Genomic DNA, 20,142 nt, shown 5'->3' with positions numbered 1-20,142 from the left:
TCTCCCTCATCGTTCACCTGCTCGGGCATGGGGGTCGGGTCGCTCGTCGGGCCCCGTCGGCCCTTCGCCCCCGGATCGGTCCAGGTACGCGGCCAGGTCACGCAGGCGCGGGTTCTCGAACACAGCGACCAGGGGGACTCCACGGCCCCGTGCGCGACGCAGCCGTCCGGCCAGACGGATGGCCAACAGCGACTGGCCGCCGAGTTGGAAGAAGTCGTCCGTCGCGCCGACGGGCCGGACACCGAGGACGTCCGAGAACACTTCGGCGAGCATGATCTCGGTGGCGCTCTGCGGCGGGACATGGTCCGGACGCTCTCGTCCAGGGTCGGGGCCGTGGCCCGCGGGCGGTGGCAGGGCCGCTCGGTCGGCCTTGCCCGCGGCGGTGGTGGGGATGCGATCCACGGGCACGATCGCGGACGGGATCATGTAGGGCGGCAGATGTGTGCGGGCGACACGGTGCAGTTCGGCCGCGCCGGGCTCCCCGTGGTCGGGGACGTAGTGGACGGCGATACCGCGCCCGCCCGGACAGTCGTCCCGCACCGAGGCGACCACCTGGTGGACATCCGCCTCCCGGGACAACACGCCCTCGATCTCGCCGAGTTCGATGCGGTAGCCCCGCAGTTTGACCTGTCCGTCGGTGCGCCCGAGGTACTCCAGCCCCCCTGGCCCCGGCCGGGCCAGATCGCCTGTGCGGTACATGCGCGAGCCGTCCGCGGCGAACGGGTCGGCGACGAAACGCCGGGCGGTCAGGCCGGCCCGGGCGTGGTAGCCACGGGCGACTCCCGTGCCGGCCACGTATATCTCGCCGGTCTCGCCCTGACGCACCGGGCACAGTTGGGCATCGAGGACGTACACCCGTACGCCGGGGAGCGGAACTCCGATGTGTGGCTGCGGCGCGTCGGCCATGGACGTGGCCGTCGCGTCGACCGTGCACTCCGTGGGGCCGTACAGGTTCACGGGGACCACCCCGCCGGCGGCGGCCAGGTCGCGCAGCCTGGTCCACAGGGAGGGAGCGACGGCCTCGCCTCCGACGAGCAGCCGCAGGGGAGCGCGGCCCGGGGCGGGGCTGAAGTGGTCGAGGAGTGGCGCGAGGTGGGAGGGAGTGATGTCCAGGTCGGTCAGGGAGTGGGCGTCGATGGCGGCGGCGAGTTCCGCCGGGTCCGATCGGGTCTTCTCGCCGAGCAGGACGAGGGTGTCACCGCGGAACAGTCGCAGCCACTGCTGGACGGACGCGTCGAAGGAGATGCTCGCGTTCCAGCCCACGCGGCCTGGGGGCGTTCCCGTGAGCATGCCTCGCTCCAGAGCGTCCAACAGCCGGGGCAGAGATCCGTGTTGGACGGCCACGCCCTTGGGGCGCCCCGTTGAGCCCGAGGTGTAGAGCGTGTACGCGAGAGCGGCGGGATGCAGCGGGAGTGCCCGCAGATCCCCGGAGGTCGTGGCGGGCGCGGAGAGCCGCTCCACGCGCAGCGCCCGTGCATCCGACCCGGCGGGCAGGCATCCCACCGTGGTGGCGTCCACCAGGACGAGGCGCGCCCCGCTGTCCCTGAGCATGTAGGAGAGCCGTTCACCCGGGTGAGCGGGGTCGAGCGGAAGATAGGCGGCGCCCGACTTCAGGATGCCGAGCAGCCCGATGACGAGTCCCGTGCTGCGGCCCAGACACAGTCCGACCAAGGTCTCGGGGCCGGCGCCGCGGGCGGCGAGGGCTGCGGCGACGGCATCGGATCGGCGGTCGAGTTCGGCGAAGGAGAGGCGTCCGTCCTCCGCCACGACGGCGGTGCGGTCCGGGAAGCGGCCCACGCATGCCTCGAACCGCTCCTGCAGGGAAACCCGGTTGTCCGGCTGTGTCCGGGGCTGCGTTCCAGGCGGAGGGGAGTGCGGGGAGGAGACCTGATCGACCGTCGCGGCAACGGACGCCGAATCAGTCATGATGGTCGCACTCCTTTCCGAAGGTGGCCCAGGTCGGCGTGGATGGTTCAGAAGCGAAAGCGAGCCGGTGCCGAGTCGAGCGCACCGACGGCGGCTTCGAATTGCTGCTCGAGCGAACGCAGTTGGGGGGCGCCGTCGGCTCCACCGGTGTCGCGGACGCGCATGATCTGCTCGGAGAGCTGCAGGATCGGGGTCAGCTCGTCGACGCCGACGCCTTTGCCGCTGAGGTAGGGCAACGACCAGAAGTCGAAGTCGTACAGCGGGAGCCAGGTGGAGCCGGTGACCCTGTCGAACATGGAATCGGTCAGGTCGGCCGCCTCGCTCGACGTCATCGTGGCGTGGCTCCAGCTGTAGCCCTCGCCCTCGATGCCGAGCGCCTCTTTGTTGCGGTAGACGGGCGAGCGGGGGTTGGCCCACCATGCCTGCGCCCTCCAGAAGGTCGGCTTCGTCTCGTTGAGGAAGTCGACGGTGTTGCTCACCGTGCGGGCGTTCTCACCGGGAAACCCGACGATGATGGAGGCGAAGGTGGTGATGTCACGCTCGTTGAGCCGTTCGAGCCCGACACGGTACTGGCTGTCCTGAGCGAGCTTGTGCATGTTGGCGAGGATCTCGGTGTCGCCGGATTCGATTCCCAGGAACACCCCGGAGCAGCCGCTCTCGGCGGCCAGGTCGAACGCTTCCTCGTCCCGGGCGTTGGAACATCGGAAGTAGGAGTACCACCGCAGCCCGAGGTCCTCCTCGATCATCATGCGGCAGATCTCCTTGAACCGCTTGGGCGGTACGTTGAAGGTGTCGTCGACGAACACGACGTTCCTGACACCGAGTTCCGCCATGGCGCGCAGCTCCTTGCGCACGGTCTCCACGGACGCCGTCGTCAATGCGCCGGCCCGTGAGGGGTAGTCGCAGAAGCTGCACTTGAAGGCGCAGCTGCGGGCGGTGCGCAGCTGAGCGGTGGCCCCTATCAGTTCCGGGGAGAAGCCCGACCAGTCGATGGAGCTGTCGTCGAGATCGTTGCTCTCCGGACGCCGCCGGGTCAGTTGCCACATGCCGTCCGTGCAGTGGATGACGTTGTCGACGGCGGAGATGTCCCGCCCTTCCTTGAGGGTCGCGGCGAGCCTCGCGAGGGCGGTCTCTCCCTGTGATTCCCGCACGTACGAGTCGGCACCCATCGCGTCGAACAGGTCTTGGACGGTGTCCGTGATGCCGTTCATGCACAGGTTGTCGACAAGCGGGCCCCCGATCACGATGTGGCTGTCGGGCGAGTACTCCCGGACGAACTCCACGATGGGCACGACCGGAAGGATGTTGACGTAGAACGTGGTGGTGACCGCCACCACCGTGGGCCGCTCCGCCAGCAGGTCCGCGAGTCGATCGCGCTCGCCGCTGTAGAGCGACACCGGTTCGGCGCTCAGGCCGCGCCGGCGAAGGAAGCTGGTCAGATACAGCGCCGCGAGGTTGAAGACCTCTCCGACGTGATAGCGGTCGTGCCGTCCGGTGACGCGATTGCGCAGGGTGCTGAAGGCGTCCATCCATGGCATCGGCCGCCCGTCGACGACCAGATGCTCCTTGCGGAAGACCTGGTATTCCGGTGAACCGGGGCCCGCCCGTTCACTCATGACCCGATAGTCGTCGAAGTTTCCCTCGTTGTAGCCGATGACCACGCAGTCGAGGCCGGCCATGCGATGAACACCCCCGCAGTTCGGTCGGAGCCCACGGACGAATCCGTCGTCTTCCCGGGCGCGGTGCCGGGAACAGATGGACCGTACGCGCGGCCGGTTGTAGGGGAGTTACGTGCCCGACGCCCTGCGGGATTTCGCCATTTGACCGGATCGCCATGGACGTTGGGCGGGTGGCAGTGCAGGCACGGTTCGTGATCATTGGGTATCCACGTCCGGTGATCTCAGCCACCCGCGGGCGCTGCCGCCTTCCGCAACCTCGCCGAGACCACCCAGGCCGTCCGCGACGGACCTGAATGAACTCTCCGGGTCCTGGGCATCACCCACAACCGAGACACCCACAGGAATTGATCAAGCCCCGCCAAAGAACCTTGCACTTGCATGGACAGGTGCGTAACCTCATTTCGGTCGCAGACTCGTATGAGCTTCGCGATTCCACACCTGGTCGCTACACGGACATATTCACCGAATGTCCACGTCCGTTTTCATCCGAGACCATCAGCCCCCACGCTCGCCCCCTGATGAGGAGTCCTGCGCTCGATGAATCACGCGATCTCGGTTCACACCCTCGGAAGTTTCGAACTGGCCATTCACGGGAAACCGGTCCAACGATGGAAGGCGGGCAAGGCCCGTGACCTCTTTCAGTTTCTGTTACTACGCCAAGGGCGAGTGGTTCCGCGGGAAACACTTCACGAGTCACTGTGGCCGGGATCCTACTGGTCGGCGAATTCCAGTTCGCTCAAAGTGGCGGTGCACACGTTGCGCAGAGTTCTGGCCAACTGCCAAGCATCGTCGGAGGAGACGAGCTCGCCGTCACTGCGCCTGGTCACTCGCGAAACCGGCTACACCCTGCAGGCCAGGGGAGTATGGGTGGACTCCGAGGTCTTCGACGACCTGGTCGACCAAGGGCACCGTGCCGAGTCGGCCGGGGCCCATCGCGAAGCGAGCCAACACTACCGGGCGGCCGCCGAACTGTACGGAGGGGACTTCCTGGCAGGAGCCCCCATGGAATGGGCCAATGTCCACAGGGAATGGCTCCGTGGCCGATTCCTCTATGTTCTCCAGCGGTTGGCCGAAACCAGTCTTGTGGAAGACGATCCGCTCTCGGTGATGCGCTATTGCCGTCGGATCCTTGAAATCGAGCCATATCGCGAGCAGAGCTATCGCATACTGATGTACACGCATGCTCAGCTCGGGCAGCTCAATCAGGTTCGCCGCTGGTACGACCTATGCACAACACGTTTACGCGAAGACCTGCAAGCCGCCCCGGAACCAGCGACCAGGCTCACCTATTCCCGCGCCATGCACGGCCAACTCAACGCACACAGCTGGGAATCCATCGACTGCCCCAGCCCCACGGCAGCCCACTGAAATCGGCCGACCAAAGCCTGGCCGCCACTGAATCGCCTTACACTCTCTGCATGATCAGAGAGGCGTATCTGCAGGTGGCCACGGCCGCCGCCGATCTCATCGGCCGTCCATCCGTGGCCGCCGCATGGAACGAGCCAAGCGTCCTTCCCGGGTATGACGTAGCCGGCCTGTGCGGCCATCTCGCACGCAACATCGTGCTCGTCGAGCCGCTGCTCGCCGCCCCTGCCCGCGGCGCGCACCCCATCCCTGTCCTCGATCACTACACCGGCGACGACTGGCTGGACGCGGACCCTCAGAGTGAGCAGCATCTCGCGATCCGCGAGCGGGGCAAGAAGGCTGCGGCCGAGGGACCGGAGAGTCTGGCAGAGCAGGTGTCCGGCGCCCTGAGCCGGCTGGATCGGGCCATCCCCGCGCAGCCCGCGGACCGGGTCGTCGACCTGCCCGGCATGTGGAGCCTGACGCTCGACGACTTCCTGCTGACCCGCCTGGTCGAGGTGGTGGTCCACTGCGACGACGTGGCGGTGAGCGTCGGCCTGCCCACCCCCGAACTGCCGACCGAGCACTACGAGGAGACGATCGCTCTCCTGTCGCGGCTCGCGATGCGACGGCACGGGCCGATTGCCGTGGTCCGGGCGCTCAGCCGGAGCGAGCGGGCGCCTCGCACGATCTCCGCCTTCTGACCGCGGCGGTGGTCACCTGGGCGGCCCGCACGTCACGCCGCTCAGTCACCGCGTCGGTTGGTCCATGGCCGCGGCGAGACTGCGCGGACGCATGTCCACCCAGTGTTCCTCGACGTACTCCACACACGACGCGTGCCCCGCCGGCCCGTGCACCGTGCTCCAGCCCCCCGGCACGTCGAGGTCCGCGGGCCACAGCGAGTGCTGCCCCTCCTCGTTGCACAGGACGAGGTAGGCGCCGTCGGTGTCGTCGAACGGGTTGCTCATCACAGTCCTCCATGTGTCGTGGTCATCCCCGCCGCGTCGAGCGAACCGGGTGGTGCGGCGCCGTTCAGGCGGGTGCAGCCCGGGAATCGGGCCGGTCGAAACCCCCCGGTCCGGCGGCGGCGGACGCGCGGCCGAGAAATTCCACGAGGCCGTCCACCGACTCGCTGTCGAAGAGATCGATCAGCTCAAGGTTCAGACCCAGTTCCGCACCGAGCCGGCGTACGAGCTGCGCACCGCGAAGTGAACTGCCGCCCATGGCGAAGAAGTTGGCCGAGCAGTCGACCTCCGGCAGACCCAGGACCTCCGCCCACACTGCCGCGATGCGCCCGTGCAGCTCCGTCCGCGACACGACCGTAGGCGCGGCATCGCTCGGCGCCACGCGGTGCGGCACGTTTTCCGGGCCCCTCAAGGGCTTCGTCCCCGCGGCGGGCAGCGACACCGCCGCCTCGGCGAGCTGGGCGAGAGTCGAGTCGGGAGTCGCGACGGCGGCTTCGAGTATCTCGACATAAGCCCGGGCGACACCGTCCATGCTGGTGACGTCGAACATGTCCGTGGCATAGCGCAGGTTCAGGACACGTTGCGTGTCCGCTTCCTCCCGCACCTCGGCCAGGAGGTCGAACTCCGTGGTGACCTCGATGCGATGCAGCAACCGCTCGCTCACCTCCGTCGCGTCCACGCCGATCAGACGCAGGGGTTCGCTTTCGGGCACGTACTGGAAGGCCACTTGGTAGAGCGGGTGGCGACTGCTGTCGCGCGGCGGGTTGATCCGGTCCACGACGTGGTGGAAGGGAGCGTCCCCGTGCTCGAAGGCGCTCGAAAGGTCCGAGCGGACCGCGACGAGCAGTTCGGACAGGGTCGACCCCGGGTCGCAGTCGGCGACCAGGACCACGGAATTGACGAAGTAGCCCAGCAGGTTCTCGAGCTCCGGCTCGCTCCGCCCCGACAGCGGCGTGCCGACCACAGCCCGCGGCTCGTCCGCCCACCGTGCCAGCAGGACGTCGAAGATCGCCAGGTAGACCACGAAAGGGGGGACGGAGGCGGTGCGGGCCAGCTCCGTCACACCGCGGACCGCGGCAGCCGGGATCGGGATCTGGCTGTAGGCCGCCGTGAAGCGGCGCAGAGCGGGCCTTGGCCGGTCGGTGGGCAGCTCCGGCGCGCGCACGTCCCGCAGCCGTTGCGCCCAGTGCTCGACGGAGGCTTCCAGTGCGGGGGCCTCCTCCTCACGCTGCCACCGGGCGAAGTCGGCGTACTGCACGGCGAGTTCAGGTAGTTCAGGTCGCCTTCCGCGAACCTCGGCGGCGTACAGTTCGGACAGTTCTCGCCTCAGCAGGACGTCCGAGCCGCCGTCCCAGACGATATGGTGCGTCACCAGCACCAAGGTGTGCCGGTTCGCTGCCATCCGGAACAGCACGCCGTGCAGCAAGGGCGGGGACGACAGGTCGAACGGCTTCTCCAACTCTCCGGCCAGGTGGCCGGCAATGACATCGTCCTGCTCCTGTCCGTCCCCGTCGCCCATGTCGACGCACCTCAGCTCGAAGGGCGCGCAGCCACGGACCACCTGCTCGGGTCGCCCGTCCACCGGGACCAGTGCGGATCGCAGCACCTCGTGCCGTTCGACGAGCGCGGTCAACGCCCGCCGCAGGGCTTGTGGGTCGAGTGGGCCGGTCAGCTCCCAGCCGGCGAGCATCATGTACGCCGAAAGACCGGGAACGAGTTCCTCGGCGAGCCAGAGCGCTTCCTGACCGAACGACAGCGGTGCCTTGTCTTCCATCGTCAGCTCCTTCGCGAAAGGTCTTCCGCCAGGGCGCGCCGGTCCGTCTTGCCGTTGGTGTTCAGTGGCAGCCGGTCCAGGCACACGACGCGTCCGGGGAGCATGTGATCCGGAAGTACGGCGGCCAGCTCCTTGCGCAGCCGGTCCAAGAGCGCCTCGTTCTGCTTGTCGTCCGCGGCGTGCCGGGGGCCGGCGGCGTGCTCGGTGACGACGCACGCGGCCAGGGCCGGTTCCCCTCGCGCGGTGCTCTCGACGACCGCGGCCGCGTCGCCGATCCAGGGCACGGCCCGCAGGGCATGGTCGATCTCGCCCAACTCGATGCGGAAGCCTCGGATCTTGACCTGGTCGTCCCGGCGCCCGACGTAGTGCAGTTGGCCGGCCTCGTCCCTGTGGGCGAGATCTCCGGTGCGATACCAGCGGCCCGGCCTGCCGGGCAGCTGGAGGAAGCGCTCGGCGGTCAGTTCGGGCATGTCGACATAGCCGGGTGTCACCTGGCGGCCGCCGATGAGGATCTCCCCGGTGCATCCAGGGGCGACCGGCCTCAGTTCCTCGTCCAGGACGACGGCCGGGCTGTGGTCGTAGGCCGTGCCGATGGGAGTGGCCGATACGGCCCGGGTCACTTCTTCGGCCGTCAACCGCTTGAACGTGTTGTAGACCGTGGTCTCGGTGATGCCGTAGACGTTGCACCATGCGGGCTGCGGTCCGGGCTGGGATCGCGTCCAGGACTGGATGGCCCGGTAGTTGAGTGCCTCGCCGCAGAAGGTGACATTGCGCAGCGGCAGGTGCACCGCCTCCTCCTCCACGACCTCGGCGAGGTGGTGGAAGACGCTGGGGACGATGTGGAGTCGTGTCACACGGTGGCGCAGCAACAGTTCGGCCAGGGACTCGGGGTCCTGCTGGGCGGCGCGTGGAACCGCGACCAAGGTGGCGCCGACGGCCACCGCCGCCCACATCTCCCACACGCTGACGTCGAATCCGTGGGCGTGTTGCAGGGGCCACACCTCGCAGTCGGCGAACCCGAACAGCGGCAGGGCGTCGGTGAGCATCGCGAGGACGTTGGCGTGGGTCACCTCCACGCCCTTGGGCACGCCGGTGGAGCCCGAGGTGTACATCACGTACGCGACGGACCCCGGTCCGGGCACGGTGTCGTCCTCGGCAGCACCGGCGAACGGCCCGGGCACCAGGTCGTCGCCGTCGACCTGCAGCCTGGTCAGGGCCGCGATCTCGGGTGCGGCACGACCGGACTCGTCGCAGACGACCACCTGCAGGCCGGCGTTGTCGACGATGTGGCGCAGCCGGCGGGACGGATGCGCGGCGTCGAGGGGGACGTAGGCGCAGCCCGCCCGCATCAGGGCCGCGGAGGCCACCAGGGCCAAAGGCCCGCGGGCCACGCTCATGCCGACCCGGTCACCGGGCCGGATCCCCACCGCACGCACCCTGGTGGCCAGGGCGTCGACACATCGGTCGAGCTCGGCGTAGGTCAGTCGCACGGGGGCTGCGGACAACGCCGGTCGTTCTGCGAACTGTCGGGCCGAGTGGCGCAGGACATCGCTCAGTGTGCGCAAGGTCGGTCCGGGCGGTGCGGTGTTCACAGGGTCCTCCCTGTCGGGGTGCGGAGCGACTCAGGCCCGCGTGTGCCGTCGCCGTACGGCCTGTCCTCGCGCGTCGGCAGCGGGTGGGTCTTGCCCTGTGTCCAACGGGCCATGTGGTCGAGGTCTACGGGGCCGGCGCCGGCGGGGCTTCCGGGGATGGCCAGCAGACCGTCCTCGGCACGGACAGGTGCGACGACCAGGCGCATGGCCGCGCCGAAGTCGGGCTGGGTGACCCGCAGGCTCTCCGGGCAACCGGACAGTCCGACGCCGGGTTCACCTGCGCGGCCTCCAGGCGGACCGCCGTGGACCGGGGCACCGCTCAGGGGCGTCGGCGCGAGGGCGTTCACGCTCCCCCAGCGGGCGGGCTCGGCGCTGCCGGTGCGCTTGGTCAGCAGTGCCCTGGCAATGCCGAGCATGCCCGCCACAAACGCGGCCGGCCCGGGCCAGGGCTTGGGGACAATGTCCGCGGCCAAGGCGTCGAGCAGTCGCCGCAGGGGCCGTTCGTGGCCGTTGTAGCAGTAAGTGAAGGCCTCGTCGTACCGCCGGCAGGGACGGGTCACTGCGGCGAACAGCTCCTCGCGCAGCAGTTCCCGGAACAACACGAGCAGGGCCAGACCGTACTCGTCGTGGTGCGAGGTGCCGCGCCAGGCCAGGACCTCGTCGCGCAGGGCGCGCAGCGGCACGGGAGCGCGCTCGGGCACGTATCGAAGCGCCAGGTCGCGGTAGTACGCGTACAGCCCGGCGTCCACATCGAGTTGCAGCGCGACGCAGCGAGCCTCGTCGTGGGGCCCGTCTGCGGCGAGCGCCCCGGCGGCGCGGCGGGCCCGGGTGCCGGGGAAGAAGTTCCAGCCGAGGCCCGCGGTTCGACCGGCCGCGTCCCCGTTGTTGCAGCTGATCACGTGGCCGGTCGGTGGTGTCACCAACCGAGGCAGCTCGTGGGGGGCGAGGCGTGGCGTCGGCCACGGGTCCCGTACCGGGTCGGAGAAGCCGCGCGGTCCGCCCGCGCGCCTCGGGTGACGGCCCGTCACGGTCCAGGCGACGTCGGCCGCCGTGTCGGCGAGGATGACGTTCAGGGGAGGCATGCCGCAGTCGTTCAGCAGGTCGGCCGCCGCAGTGACGTTCGCGCTCTCGTACAGTCCCACGAGGGCGAAGTCGAGTGCCGTGGGGTCGGTGAGGTTTCCGCCCAACGCCAGGTGGCGGCCGCGTAGTTGGTCGACGACCGGGCCCCACCGAGTCTCGCGCACCTCCACCTCGACGTCCTCGCCGCCCATGACGCCGACGCGTTCCCGCCGGATGCTGAAAGTCCGGTCGCGGCCCTCGTGCCGATATGTGCCGGGGGTGCTGCCCGGAGTCAGCTCCCACAGCTCGCAGGTGTCGGCCGGGAGGCGGGTGAATCCCCAGGCGATGCGACCGTTGGTACCGGCGACGATCACTGGCAGGCCGGGTACGGTCACGCCGGTGACGCCGGTGTCCCCGACGACGAGCCGGGCGGCGTACAGCAGCGACGGGCTGGTCAGCTCCAGGTGCATGTCGTTGGCGAGGACGGCGGTGTCTCCGTCGGTGACGGCCCAGGCGTTGCTGCCGACGGGGCGGCCTTCCGCGACCACCAAGGGCCCAGCAGGGCCGGGCGGTTCGGCCATGAGTGCCCGCACCTCGGCGACCGGCAGATCGGATCGGCACACATCCGGCACCGTGCCGTCGATGCCGACGGCGAAATCGTCCTGCGGGTCGAGCAGGAAGTCCACGACGGCCGCGGGCAGTGTCCGTCGCATCACCTCGACCATGCGGACGTCCTGTCCGTCCGATGAGAGCGCTTGGAGCAACCCCTGCGTGACCGCGATGCAGTCCACCGGTGTCCACGCACCGCCCGGGCCGTCCGGTGCGGCGGCGTTGACGCCGTCCGCGTACGCCCGCAGAGTGCGCCGCTGCGACACGGGCAGCATCTCCCAGCACGCACGAGCGACGTGCGAGAGTCCCAGGACTCGCTGTCGCACGTCGGCCTGCACGGCTTGAGGACCGAGGACTTCGGCGAGCCGTCCGTGCGTGCGGCGTCGCAGGAAGTCCATCTGCTCGCGGCGATGCCGGGCGACCGCCCAGCCGAGGCCGAACGCGGCCGCCGTCCAGCTGGGCGCGGTCACGACCGGCCGCTCGAGTGCGTCGAAGACGACTTCGACGGTGCCGTCCGCGGAACGCAGCCGAACGGGTGCGACGGCTTTCATCGCGGCACCGCCGCGGGGGACGGTACGACGATCGCGTCAGGCGCCTCGGCGAACAGCCGCAGGGCTCCCACGACGGCGCTCAGGACAGCGTCCGGCCTCTGGGGGTCCTCGGGGTCTTCCGTGTGTTCTACGGTGATCCGCAGTGTGCCGGTTTCGTGGGCGAACAGGGTGACGCTCAACCGCGGGCCGAGCGCGGAAGGCACCAGGAGGCCTCCGTGGTCGTACAGCGGTGACATGCGCAGGGCGGACCCGGCGGGGGCCCGGTATGGGCGGTCGAAGGCGACCACCACGTCCACCAGGTCGTCGGGACGCAGCCCCAAGATGTCACAGGGTGGTCCGAGCAGGTCGTCCAGCGGGCTGTCGGCGCACCGCCGGGCCTCGGCGAGCTGAGCCCGCGTGGCCCGCACGATGTCGCGCGGTGTCGCACCGGCGGGGACCGGTACTGCGAGGAGTGTGCTGTTCGCGAAGGGCCCGACGGTGCGCTCGTGGGCGGCGTGCGCTCGGTTGTCGAGCAGGGTGCCGATGCCAACGTGCCGGCGGCCCAGGTGACCGGCGAGTGCGGCGGCGACGGCGGCGGTCGCCACGACGAAGTCGGTGGCGCCCTCGGTGCCGGCCCATGCGTGCAGCCCGTGCAGCACGGAGGCGTCCAGTTCGGCGCCGCGGCGCACGTACCGGATGCCGCGCGGAGCAAGTTCCGCGGTGGCGGCCAGGTCTGCTGCGAGATCACGAGCCACGCGCGTCCAGTGGCGGCGGGAGTCGGCCGCCACGTCGCCCTGTCGGCCTCCGCGGTGGAGGGCGTAGTCGATGTGGGTGAGGGCGTCGCTGTCGGCCATGTGGACATGGCCTTCGGTGACCAACTGCGTGTAGGCCTCGGCGAGGTCGTCGAGGAGGACCGTTTGTGACACGCCGTCGACGGCCAGGTGGTGGAGATGCAGCACGAGCAGGTCGGCCGCATGACGCCGACGGAACAGCTGGGCGCGCAGAAGGTTGCCCCGCATGAGGTCGAACGGCTTGAGGTGCGCAAGGCGTACCTCCTTGAGGATGGCCGCCTCCTCGGCCTGCCCTCCGGCGCTCACAGGCATGTCCCGCTCCACCAGTTCGACGTCACCGGGCGCCCAGGGTGGAACGAGCACCTGCTGGCGTGCGCCGCCTCCGTCCGGCGTGGGGAAGGCCAGGCGCAGCGCACCGTGCCGAGTCAGCAGCGCGTGCAGCGCGAGCCGCAGGACAGCGCCGTCGACGGGCGCATCCAGGGCGACGGGCACGACGATGCTGTGGACCGGTGAGGGCCCGAGCGCATCCTCGATGCGCAGCAGCCGCTCCTGCTGGGGCGACACCGGACCCGTGACGCGGCCCGAGGGGCGCGGCCGTTCGTCGGCGGTGACCGAGTCCTCGCCGAGCGCGGCGATCGTTCGAGTGACGAAGTCGGCGAAGACCGGATGATCGAAGATGAGTCCGGTCGGAAGATCGGCGTCGAGTGCCTTGCGCATGCGGGACATCAGACGGGTGGCGAGCATCGAGTGGCCACCGAGCGCGAAGAAGTGTGCGCCGTCGTCGATCTCGGGGACGTGCAGGAGGTCCTGCCAGCATCGGCGGGCGGAGTCGGCCACAGTACGGGTGTCGCGTCGACCGTGCGGCACGGGGGCTGTGTCCATCAGCGTCTCTCCCTCATCGTTTCCCATGGGTTCAGCGCTCTTTGTGTGCCAGTGCGGTGCGCAGCGCGGCCCGCACCAGAGCGATGACCATCGGCTGGTTCTCCTCGATGAACAGATGGCCGCCGTCCAAGTCGTGTCGGCGCAGAGGCTGCTGCGTTTCGCGGGCCCAGCCGGCCATCACCTCGGGTCCGGCCTCGGGGTCCTCCCGCCCCGCCAAGGCGACGATGGGCGTGGACAGGACAGGGCCCGGCGTGTGGCGATAGCGGTCGGCCAGCGCGAAGTCGGAACGCAGCATCGGAAGCAGCAGGGAAAGCATCTCCTCGTTGTCGAGGATGGCCTGGGGAGTCGCCCCCATCTCCCGCAGCAGAGCGATGAACTCCTCGTCCGGCAGGGTGTGTTTGGGGGACAGCGCCCCGCACTCACGCGGCGGTGCGCAGGCCGCGACAGCGAGGAGGAGCGGAGGGCGGCCTCGTCGGGCCAGGCCGCGGGCGACCTCGAAGGCCAGCAGTGCGCCCAGGCTGTACCCGAACAGTGCCAGCGGCAGGTCCTTCTGCAGCGGGGCGGTGGCCTCGACCACTTCGTCGGCGATCCGGTGCAGGTCGTGCTCGAGCGGCTCGCCCCACCGATGGGCCCTGCCCGGCAGGCACAGCGGGAGCACGTCCGCAGTGCCCGCGAGTGCCTTGTCCCAGGTGCGGTACATGACGGGTGAGCCCCCCGCGTAGGGCAGGCACAGCAGGCGTACGGCGCTGTCGCCCGGGGCGGGAGGAGCGGGGAACCACAGTCCCGTCCCGGTGGCCGAGCCATGCTGGGTGTCGTCACGCGTAGGCACGGGACTGCCTCTCGTAGTGGTCTCGATGCATGCCGTCGTGCTCGGCCATCGGATGCTCGTGGACGCCGAGTCGGGCGATGGGCCCCTTGAGCGCCTTCCACCGGATCCGCCGGGCGCCTGTTGCCCGGGCCCCCGTACCGTGCTCCACCCCTGCGACTTCCCCTCCGCCGTCCAACGTTCACTGCGGACAATGAGCCGGGCCGAGGCTAGGACGCCACGGTTTTCCCGCGGTTACGCCGGCCAGTTGGTCCAACGACGCCCCGACGGACGTCAGCGACCGGTGATGCCCGTGCGCGGGGGCCGAGCCGCGAGGCCCTCTCCTCAAGAGGGTCTCTCGTTGCTATCGTGACGTCGCTCGCCGCGCACCACGAGGACCAACCCGTCGTGCCCGCGGAAAGGACGGAACCGCCGTTGAAGCAAGGTGTCGATCCCCAACGGGCCAGGCTGGTCGAGGCGTTACGCGCCCGGCGGCGATCGCAGACCCCCCAGACGCTCCCGATGCCCGCGACCCAGCAGGGGATGTGGCTGGCCGAGCAGTTGAGCCCGGGTGTCTCGGGGTACCACGACACGGGGGTCCTGCGCATCGACGGCCCCTTGGACGCCGAGGCCCTGCGGTTGGCCTTCGGTGACGCCCGTGCGGTCCACGAGGCGATGCGGTGCCGTGTCATCGAGGTCGGTGAAGAGCCCCGGCATTCCTTCGACGCCCCTGCACCGGAGTTGGCGTACACCGACCTGGGCGCCGTCCATGCGCAGACCCGGGCGGCCCGGATCGAACGCCTGACGGTGCTGACCGCCACCGAACCCTTCGACTTGGAGACGGGCCCACTCTGGCGTGCCCGACTGATCCGGGTCCAGTCCGACGAGCATGTGCTGATTCTCGTCCTCCATCATCTGATCAGTGATGGCTGGTCCCATGGTGTATTGCTGCGTACGCTCCTGTCGCACTACGCGGCACGAGCGCAGAACACAGCCCTGCCCCCCGCTCCGGATACAACCGGCTACCGCAGATGGCTGCTCTCCCGGGCCGCGCAGGAACAGGCCGCGGTGGACAGCGGCAGGGCCCGCGAAGTGGCCACCCTCCTTGCCGAGGCCCCGTACCGGGCAGCGCTGCCGGGACTCAAGGGGACACCGACCGATCGGTTGGCGGCCGCTGTGGAACTCCCCGTGACGGGCGCGACATGGGCCTCATTCGACCGGGCGTGCAGGAGGGCGGGGGCCACTCGCTACATGGGGCTGACGGGCCTGTTCGGCCACTTCCTTTCCCGGACCTCGAGAGCCGAGCGCGCAGTCCTCGCCGCACCGGTCGCGGTCCGGGACGTCCCGGGCAGCGAGCATCTGATGGGTTGTCTGATCAATGTGGTGCCCCTTGTGCTCGTGCCCCGCCCCACGGCCGACCTCACAACTGCACTGGCCGCGGGACGGGATGCCGTCCTGACGGCCCTCCGGTACGCGGACGTGCCCTATCGTGACGTGGCCCGGGCCCTGGGGCCACTGACCGCGTCGGACGACCCGGTCACCAATGTCGGTGTCGAGGAGTTCAACGCCCCGCAGGATCCGGTGCGCGTGGGCGATGTGGTGGTCACTCCGATGCCACGCGGCCATGTCCGGCTACGGCATGACCTCGCACTGAGCGTCGCACGCCACGGGACGAGCGCCCAACTCCTGCACCCCGTGCAGAACTGGGACGTGAACGAAATAGAGTCCCTCGCACAGAACCTGGCGGAGCTCATCAGCGACGCTGCGGCGTCTGCCACCCCGGCGGCATGATCCTTCCCTTGCCCCAGCGCTTACGGCACTAGGCGGCCTGTGGAAACGCGCGTCCGGGCGCGCAGGTTCGCGCGCCCGGAACGGTGGCACATGCGGGAGCCAGTTGGGGACCGCCCGACGCCACCGTCACGGGGGCGTCGTCGGAACGGGCACTGACCGAACAGGAGTGACGACACGGCGGGCGCGTGCAGTCACGCGCGCAGGCCCCACTCCTGGGCGTTGTAGATGACCAGCCCGTTGGTCGGGTTCGCCCGCACGTTGGCGAAGCGGTCATCCACGACGAGCAGGCTCGGTTTCTGGCACAGGGGCAGCGAGTACGCCTCGTGCGAGAGGACTTCGTCCGCATGGTTGAGCAGTTCGTGGGCCTTGACCAGGTCGAGCGTCTCGGTCGCCTCGCCGACCAGGCGGTCGACCTCTGGGTGGGAGAAATGGCCGAAGTTCATACCGCCGCCCGTGGTCCACATGTCACGGGCCGGCCCGACCCGCAACGGGCTGCCGATCCAATTGAAAGCCACGATGTCGTAGTCGCCGGCCACCAACGTGCCGGGCCGGTCGGTCGGTTCGATGCTGACCTCCAGCCCGATGAGGCGCAATTGATCGCGCACCAGCTCGCCGGTGCGTCGGCGCATGCCGTCACCGGGCGCGTGCCTGAATCGCAGCACGGCGACGGTCGAGCCGTCCGGGGTGCGCAGGCGGCCGTCGCGGATCGAGTATCCGGCGGCATGCAGCAGCCGCTCGGCCGCCGCGATGTCGCCACTGCCCTGTCCGGTGCCGGTGATCACGTCGCGGTAGGCGGGCTGCCCCAGATAGAAGTTGTGGCTGTTCGACGGTTCGACGTCCGGATGGAAGGTGCCGACGGTCTCGGCCAGGATCTCCCCACGGTCGACAGCCGTGAAGATCGCCCGACGCAGGTCGGCGTCGGCGAGGAACGGATTGCGAGTGTTCAGGTCCAGATGCTCCCAGACCAGCCCCTGGCGCAGCTCGTACCGGACACCGGGCATGTCACGGAACGCGTCCACGAGCGCCTTGGTGGGCTGCGGGGTGGACATGCCGTGCACCACCCGGTGACGCACCGCGTCGACGAGCGCCTCCGGGTCGGTCACCACCCGGAACACGACGCGGTCGAGGCTCGGCGCGACTCGGCCGTACCACCTCGGGTTCGGAACCAGCACCACCTCGACACCGGGCTCGACGTGCTCCACCTGGTACGGTCCCGCCGACCAGGTGGGTACCACCTGGTCGAACGAGGCGAACGCCGCCGCGAGACCGTCGGCCGTCCGGAGGTCACCGGCACGCGCCGCGATGTGCGCCGGATACAGGTACGAGAACATCGCGTCCCAGTCGGGAAACGCCTTGCCCGACGCGAGCGTGACCACGACGGTGCGGCCGTCGTCCGCGCCCTCCACGGACTCGACCAGCTCGTACCCGGCATGGGTCGACGGCTCGCAGGCGGGGCTGTGGAGCCCGCTGGACACGCGCCAGGTGTAGCGGAAGTCCTCGACTCCGACCGGGGTCCCGTCGTTCCAGCAGGCTTCTGGCCGCAGCCGGTACACGATGGTCTGCGGGTCCGTTGCGACCAGCTCCGGCTCGCCGGCCAACAGATCCTCGTTCCAGTGGTTCTGCAGGTCCGGGAACGCGACGAACGGACTCGGCGTGATCAGTTGCAGCACCATGCCCGTGTCGACGACGTTGCCGACCGATGAGAGCAGGTTCCAGTTGGGCGGGGTGTTTCCGACAGCATGCACGTAGGTGCCGCCCGGCTTGACGGCCGTCCGGTTCGAGTCGTTCAGCTCCACGGTGATCCCTTCACTGGGTTGACGTTCAGCACCGGAGTAAGCCCCCGCATGGCGCTCGCGTAGCCGACCGGCAGGTCGTCGCCGCGGGTCATGGTGGCGATGGTGTGCGTGTTGACGGCGAGGCAGGTACAGCCGTCGGCGCTGAACATGCGGGCCGTGAGGTCCGCGTCGACACGATGTGCGGGCCGGGCGCCGAGGCAGCGGAACAGCCGAATCACAAGGTCCTCCAGCTCGCGTCGGAACCTACCCACCACTGGTTCGGGAGCAGTTACGCACGCGGCGTCCGGTACTCACGGAGGGTTCCGCCGAGTCGAGGCGTCGTTACCCTGTGCCGGCGACATCGTCATACACACACCCGGCGAAGATCTTGTCGATGAGTTCCATGGTGGGTTCCGAGAGGAGCACCCCGGCTGCAGACGCCGTCTGGGCAAGCTGTTCGGGGGTGGAGGCACCGACTAGTGCTGAAGTGACACCGGGCCGGTTGAGCACCCATGACACCGCGAGCCGGGCCGGCGTCATGCCTTGGTGCCGGGCGAGCCGGGCGAAGAGTTGCACCCGCTCCAGGATCGGCTCCGCCATGAAGTGGTCCATCAGGAGCCTGCCGGTGGGGTCCGCGGCCCTCGAATCCGCCGGGGGCGGTTCGCCGGGCGCGTACTTGCCGGTCAACAGGCCCTGTGCGAGAGGCCAGAAAGCCACCGTGCCGATGCCGAGGTCCTGGCACAGCGGCACAACGGCCTTCTCCGGGACCCGCCACAGGACGCTGTACTGCGGCTGACTGGCGACCGGGGGCCGGACACCCGTTTCGGTTGCCGCCGCACAGGCCGCATCGATCTGCCGGGCCGTCCACTCACTGAATCCGTAGTGGGCGATCTTGCCTTCCTCGATGAGTTCCCCGAAGGCCGCGATGGTCTCCCCCAGGGGTGTCCGGTCGTCGAAGCGATGGGCGCTGAGCAGGTCGATGTGTTCGGTACGAAGAGCCCGCAGGCTGCGCTCGACACCTGCTCTGATGGCTGCGCGCGACAGCCCCGCCACCGTGCCCCCGGGCTCGTAGTAGACCTTGGTGGACAGCACATAGGACTCTCTCGGAGCACCCCGCAGGGCGATGCCCAGTGCCTCCTCCGCGTCACCGTACGAGCCGGCAGTGTCGAACAACGTGATGCCGAGGTCGCGGGCGGCGCCCACGAGACGGGCGGCGCCACGCCGCCCGTCCCGTGACAGGGGGCGCCAGGTGCCGAGGCCGACCTCGCTGACGACCGGGCCGCCGGCCCCGAGGGTACGATGGCGCATCGTCTCACTCCCCCACGAGCCGCTGTCCGAGGCGCAGCCCCCAGTGCTCGACGTTGTAGGCGTGGATGTCACGGTAGGTGCAGCGGAAGTCATCCACCGTCAGGGCCGACCTGGTGGATAACCGTCGGCGGGCCGGATGGGACGGCCGGCGCCCGGGAGGCGCCGGCCGCTCGTGCCCCTGCGGGGTGCGCACGGATGTGCATCGGAGTCCCGGCCTCAGGTGTTGAGCTCGTGCCAGCCGGTCAGTTCGATCAGTTCCTCGGCGAGTGCCCTGGGGGTGCGCCGCCGGTCCAGCTGATCGGCGGTGAGCTCGACGCCGTAGTAGTCCACGATGCGTTTGAGCACGCGGTCCCTGGCAGGCTCGTCCCCTCCGAGGGAGTAGAAGTCGTCTTCTGCCGAACACTTGGCGACGCCGATCTCCTCGCGGTAGAACCGCGTGATGATGCTCGCGAAAATGTCCAGGTCACCGTGGACGACGGTGTCCTTGCCCCGGACCGCGACCACGAGGGACAGGCGCCTGCGGTCGGTGATGTTCGCCTTGCTGCCGTGAATGGTGCCGCCGTCGAACAGAGCCGCCGACCCGGCCGGGATGTCGGGTTCCACACGCAGGTGTGCGATTCGCTCGAGCAGTTCGGGCTGGACCTCCGGCAGACCGTCCGGGTGGAAGATGTGGGGCGCGAGGCCGAAGCGGTGGCTGCCCCGGTAGAAGACCATGCCCGAGTTGTCGTTGGTGACGTCGTCGAGGGCGATCCACAGGTGCAGGTAGTGCGGCGGGTCGACGGGCCCCGCGAACAGCTCCTGGTGCATGCGCAGCGGCTTGCAGCCCGGGCGCTTGGGGAAGGTCTCCAGGTAGAACAGCGCCGGATCCCAGTCGACGACCCCACGGAACAGGTCGAAGAAGCGGTCCTGGTTGCCGAAGCGGTTGAACCACTCGTCGTAGCGCTGTATCTCCGTCATGTTGCGCAGTACGCCGTCCTGATGGAATTCGTAGTGCACACGAGGGACGTCCGGGAGCACCTCCTTCTCATAGCGCTCGAGCTGCGCCCGGGTCTCGGCGACCTCGTCCTTGCTGAGGAGGCTGTCGATGAGCACCACACCGTCGCGTTCCAGACGGGACTTGATGGACGGGTCGTCGATGGTCACGAAGTCCACTGATCACTCCTCTTCCTTGGCGGGCCGTTCGTCGTGCTCTTCGGCCTTCTGTTCGGCGTTCTCCTCCGCCTCCAGCGCCTCCAGTGCCGCCAGGTACTGGTTTCGAACTTCGGTGAGATCGTCCTCGTTGAGGATGCGGGAAAATGACGTGGGCACCAGA

General features: G+C 69.4%; 16 protein-coding genes. 3 read left to right on the top strand and 13 right to left on the bottom strand.

Features of this window, described 5'->3' with window-relative positions; translation table 11 throughout:
- Positions 1 to 6: 6 nt before the first annotated feature.
- Positions 7 to 1,926, bottom strand: coding sequence for a non-ribosomal peptide synthetase (locus ABD355_RS15160; protein WP_344400793.1), 1,920 nt, complete (start codon positions 1,924 to 1,926; stop codon positions 7 to 9).
- Positions 1,927 to 1,973: 47 nt separating this feature from the next.
- The gene (locus ABD355_RS15155) at positions 1,974 to 3,605 is read right to left on the bottom strand and encodes a PhpK family radical SAM P-methyltransferase (protein WP_344400792.1); all 1,632 of its coding nucleotides are present in this window, start codon (positions 3,603 to 3,605) and stop codon (positions 1,974 to 1,976) included.
- Positions 3,606 to 4,142: 537 nt separating this feature from the next.
- On the opposite strand from ABD355_RS15155, the gene ABD355_RS15150 reads away from it, so the two are divergent.
- Entirely contained in the window at positions 4,143 to 4,973 is an 831-nt protein-coding gene (locus tag ABD355_RS15150; protein ID WP_344400791.1) for an AfsR/SARP family transcriptional regulator, read from the top strand.
- 50 nt (positions 4,974 to 5,023) lie between these two features.
- Positions 5,024 to 5,653, top strand: a complete 630-nt coding sequence (locus ABD355_RS15145) for a maleylpyruvate isomerase N-terminal domain-containing protein (RefSeq protein ID WP_344400790.1) — start codon at positions 5,024 to 5,026, stop codon at positions 5,651 to 5,653.
- Positions 5,654 to 5,698: 45 nt separating this feature from the next.
- Here ABD355_RS15145 and ABD355_RS15140 read toward each other — a convergent pair whose 3' ends face one another.
- From ABD355_RS15140 to ABD355_RS15115, 6 genes are all read right to left on the bottom strand, one after another.
- Positions 5,699 to 5,917 carry an MbtH family protein gene (locus tag ABD355_RS15140; protein WP_344400789.1) on the bottom strand — a complete coding sequence of 73 codons (219 nt, stop codon included), beginning with the start codon at positions 5,915 to 5,917 and terminating at the stop codon, positions 5,699 to 5,701.
- A gap of 64 nt (positions 5,918 to 5,981) precedes the next feature.
- Positions 5,982 to 7,688 carry a condensation domain-containing protein gene (locus ABD355_RS15135; RefSeq protein ID WP_344400788.1) on the bottom strand — a complete coding sequence of 569 codons (1,707 nt, stop codon included), beginning with the start codon at positions 7,686 to 7,688 and terminating at the stop codon, positions 5,982 to 5,984.
- Positions 7,689 to 7,690: 2 nt separating this feature from the next.
- The gene (locus tag ABD355_RS15130; protein WP_344400787.1) at positions 7,691 to 9,280 is read right to left on the bottom strand and encodes an amino acid adenylation domain-containing protein; all 1,590 of its coding nucleotides are present in this window, start codon (positions 9,278 to 9,280) and stop codon (positions 7,691 to 7,693) included.
- A complete protein-coding gene (locus tag ABD355_RS15125) occupies positions 9,277 to 11,499 on the bottom strand; it encodes a penicillin acylase family protein (protein WP_344400786.1) in 2,223 nt (740 codons plus the stop codon). Before ABD355_RS15125 ends, ABD355_RS15130 begins: the two co-directional genes overlap by 4 nt.
- Entirely contained in the window at positions 11,496 to 13,151 is a 1,656-nt protein-coding gene (locus ABD355_RS15120) for a condensation domain-containing protein (RefSeq protein WP_344400785.1), read from the bottom strand. The genes ABD355_RS15125 and ABD355_RS15120 overlap by 4 nt, the downstream gene beginning before the upstream one ends.
- Before the next feature lie 31 nt (positions 13,152 to 13,182).
- Positions 13,183 to 13,980 carry a thioesterase II family protein gene (locus ABD355_RS15115; protein WP_344400784.1) on the bottom strand — a complete coding sequence of 266 codons (798 nt, stop codon included), beginning with the start codon at positions 13,978 to 13,980 and terminating at the stop codon, positions 13,183 to 13,185.
- A 498-nt stretch (positions 13,981 to 14,478) separates the two neighbouring features.
- On the opposite strand from ABD355_RS15115, the gene ABD355_RS15110 reads away from it, so the two are divergent.
- Entirely contained in the window at positions 14,479 to 15,747 is a 1,269-nt protein-coding gene (locus ABD355_RS15110; RefSeq protein ID WP_344400783.1) for a condensation domain-containing protein, read from the top strand.
- 191 nt (positions 15,748 to 15,938) lie between these two features.
- Here the strand turns inward: ABD355_RS15110 and ABD355_RS15105 are convergent, their stop codons facing one another.
- The 5 genes from ABD355_RS15105 to ABD355_RS15085 form a co-directional block, all read right to left on the bottom strand.
- Complete coding sequence (locus tag ABD355_RS15105) at positions 15,939 to 17,543, bottom strand: ABC transporter family substrate-binding protein (protein ID WP_344400782.1); 1,605 nt, start codon at positions 17,541 to 17,543, stop codon at positions 15,939 to 15,941.
- Complete coding sequence (locus ABD355_RS15100) at positions 17,534 to 17,761, bottom strand: hypothetical protein (protein ID WP_344400781.1); 228 nt, start codon at positions 17,759 to 17,761, stop codon at positions 17,534 to 17,536. Before ABD355_RS15100 ends, ABD355_RS15105 begins: the two co-directional genes overlap by 10 nt.
- 103 nt (positions 17,762 to 17,864) lie before the next feature.
- Complete coding sequence (locus ABD355_RS15095) at positions 17,865 to 18,830, bottom strand: aldo/keto reductase (protein WP_344400779.1); 966 nt, start codon at positions 18,828 to 18,830, stop codon at positions 17,865 to 17,867.
- Between the two features lie 216 nt (positions 18,831 to 19,046).
- A complete protein-coding gene (locus tag ABD355_RS15090; RefSeq protein WP_344400778.1) occupies positions 19,047 to 19,982 on the bottom strand; it encodes a phytanoyl-CoA dioxygenase family protein in 936 nt (311 codons plus the stop codon).
- A gap of 3 nt (positions 19,983 to 19,985) precedes the next feature.
- The gene (locus ABD355_RS15085; protein WP_344400777.1) at positions 19,986 to 20,138 is read right to left on the bottom strand and encodes a hypothetical protein; all 153 of its coding nucleotides are present in this window, start codon (positions 20,136 to 20,138) and stop codon (positions 19,986 to 19,988) included.
- Positions 20,139 to 20,142: the final 4 nt, after the last annotated feature.

It is taken from the genome of Streptomyces longisporus, from assembly GCF_039532765.1.
In the GTDB taxonomy this organism is placed as follows: Bacteria; Actinomycetota; Actinomycetes; order Streptomycetales; family Streptomycetaceae; genus Streptomyces; species Streptomyces longisporus.
The sequence above is the reverse complement of the archived record's forward strand: the minus strand, read 5'-3'. Positions and strand labels throughout refer to the sequence as shown.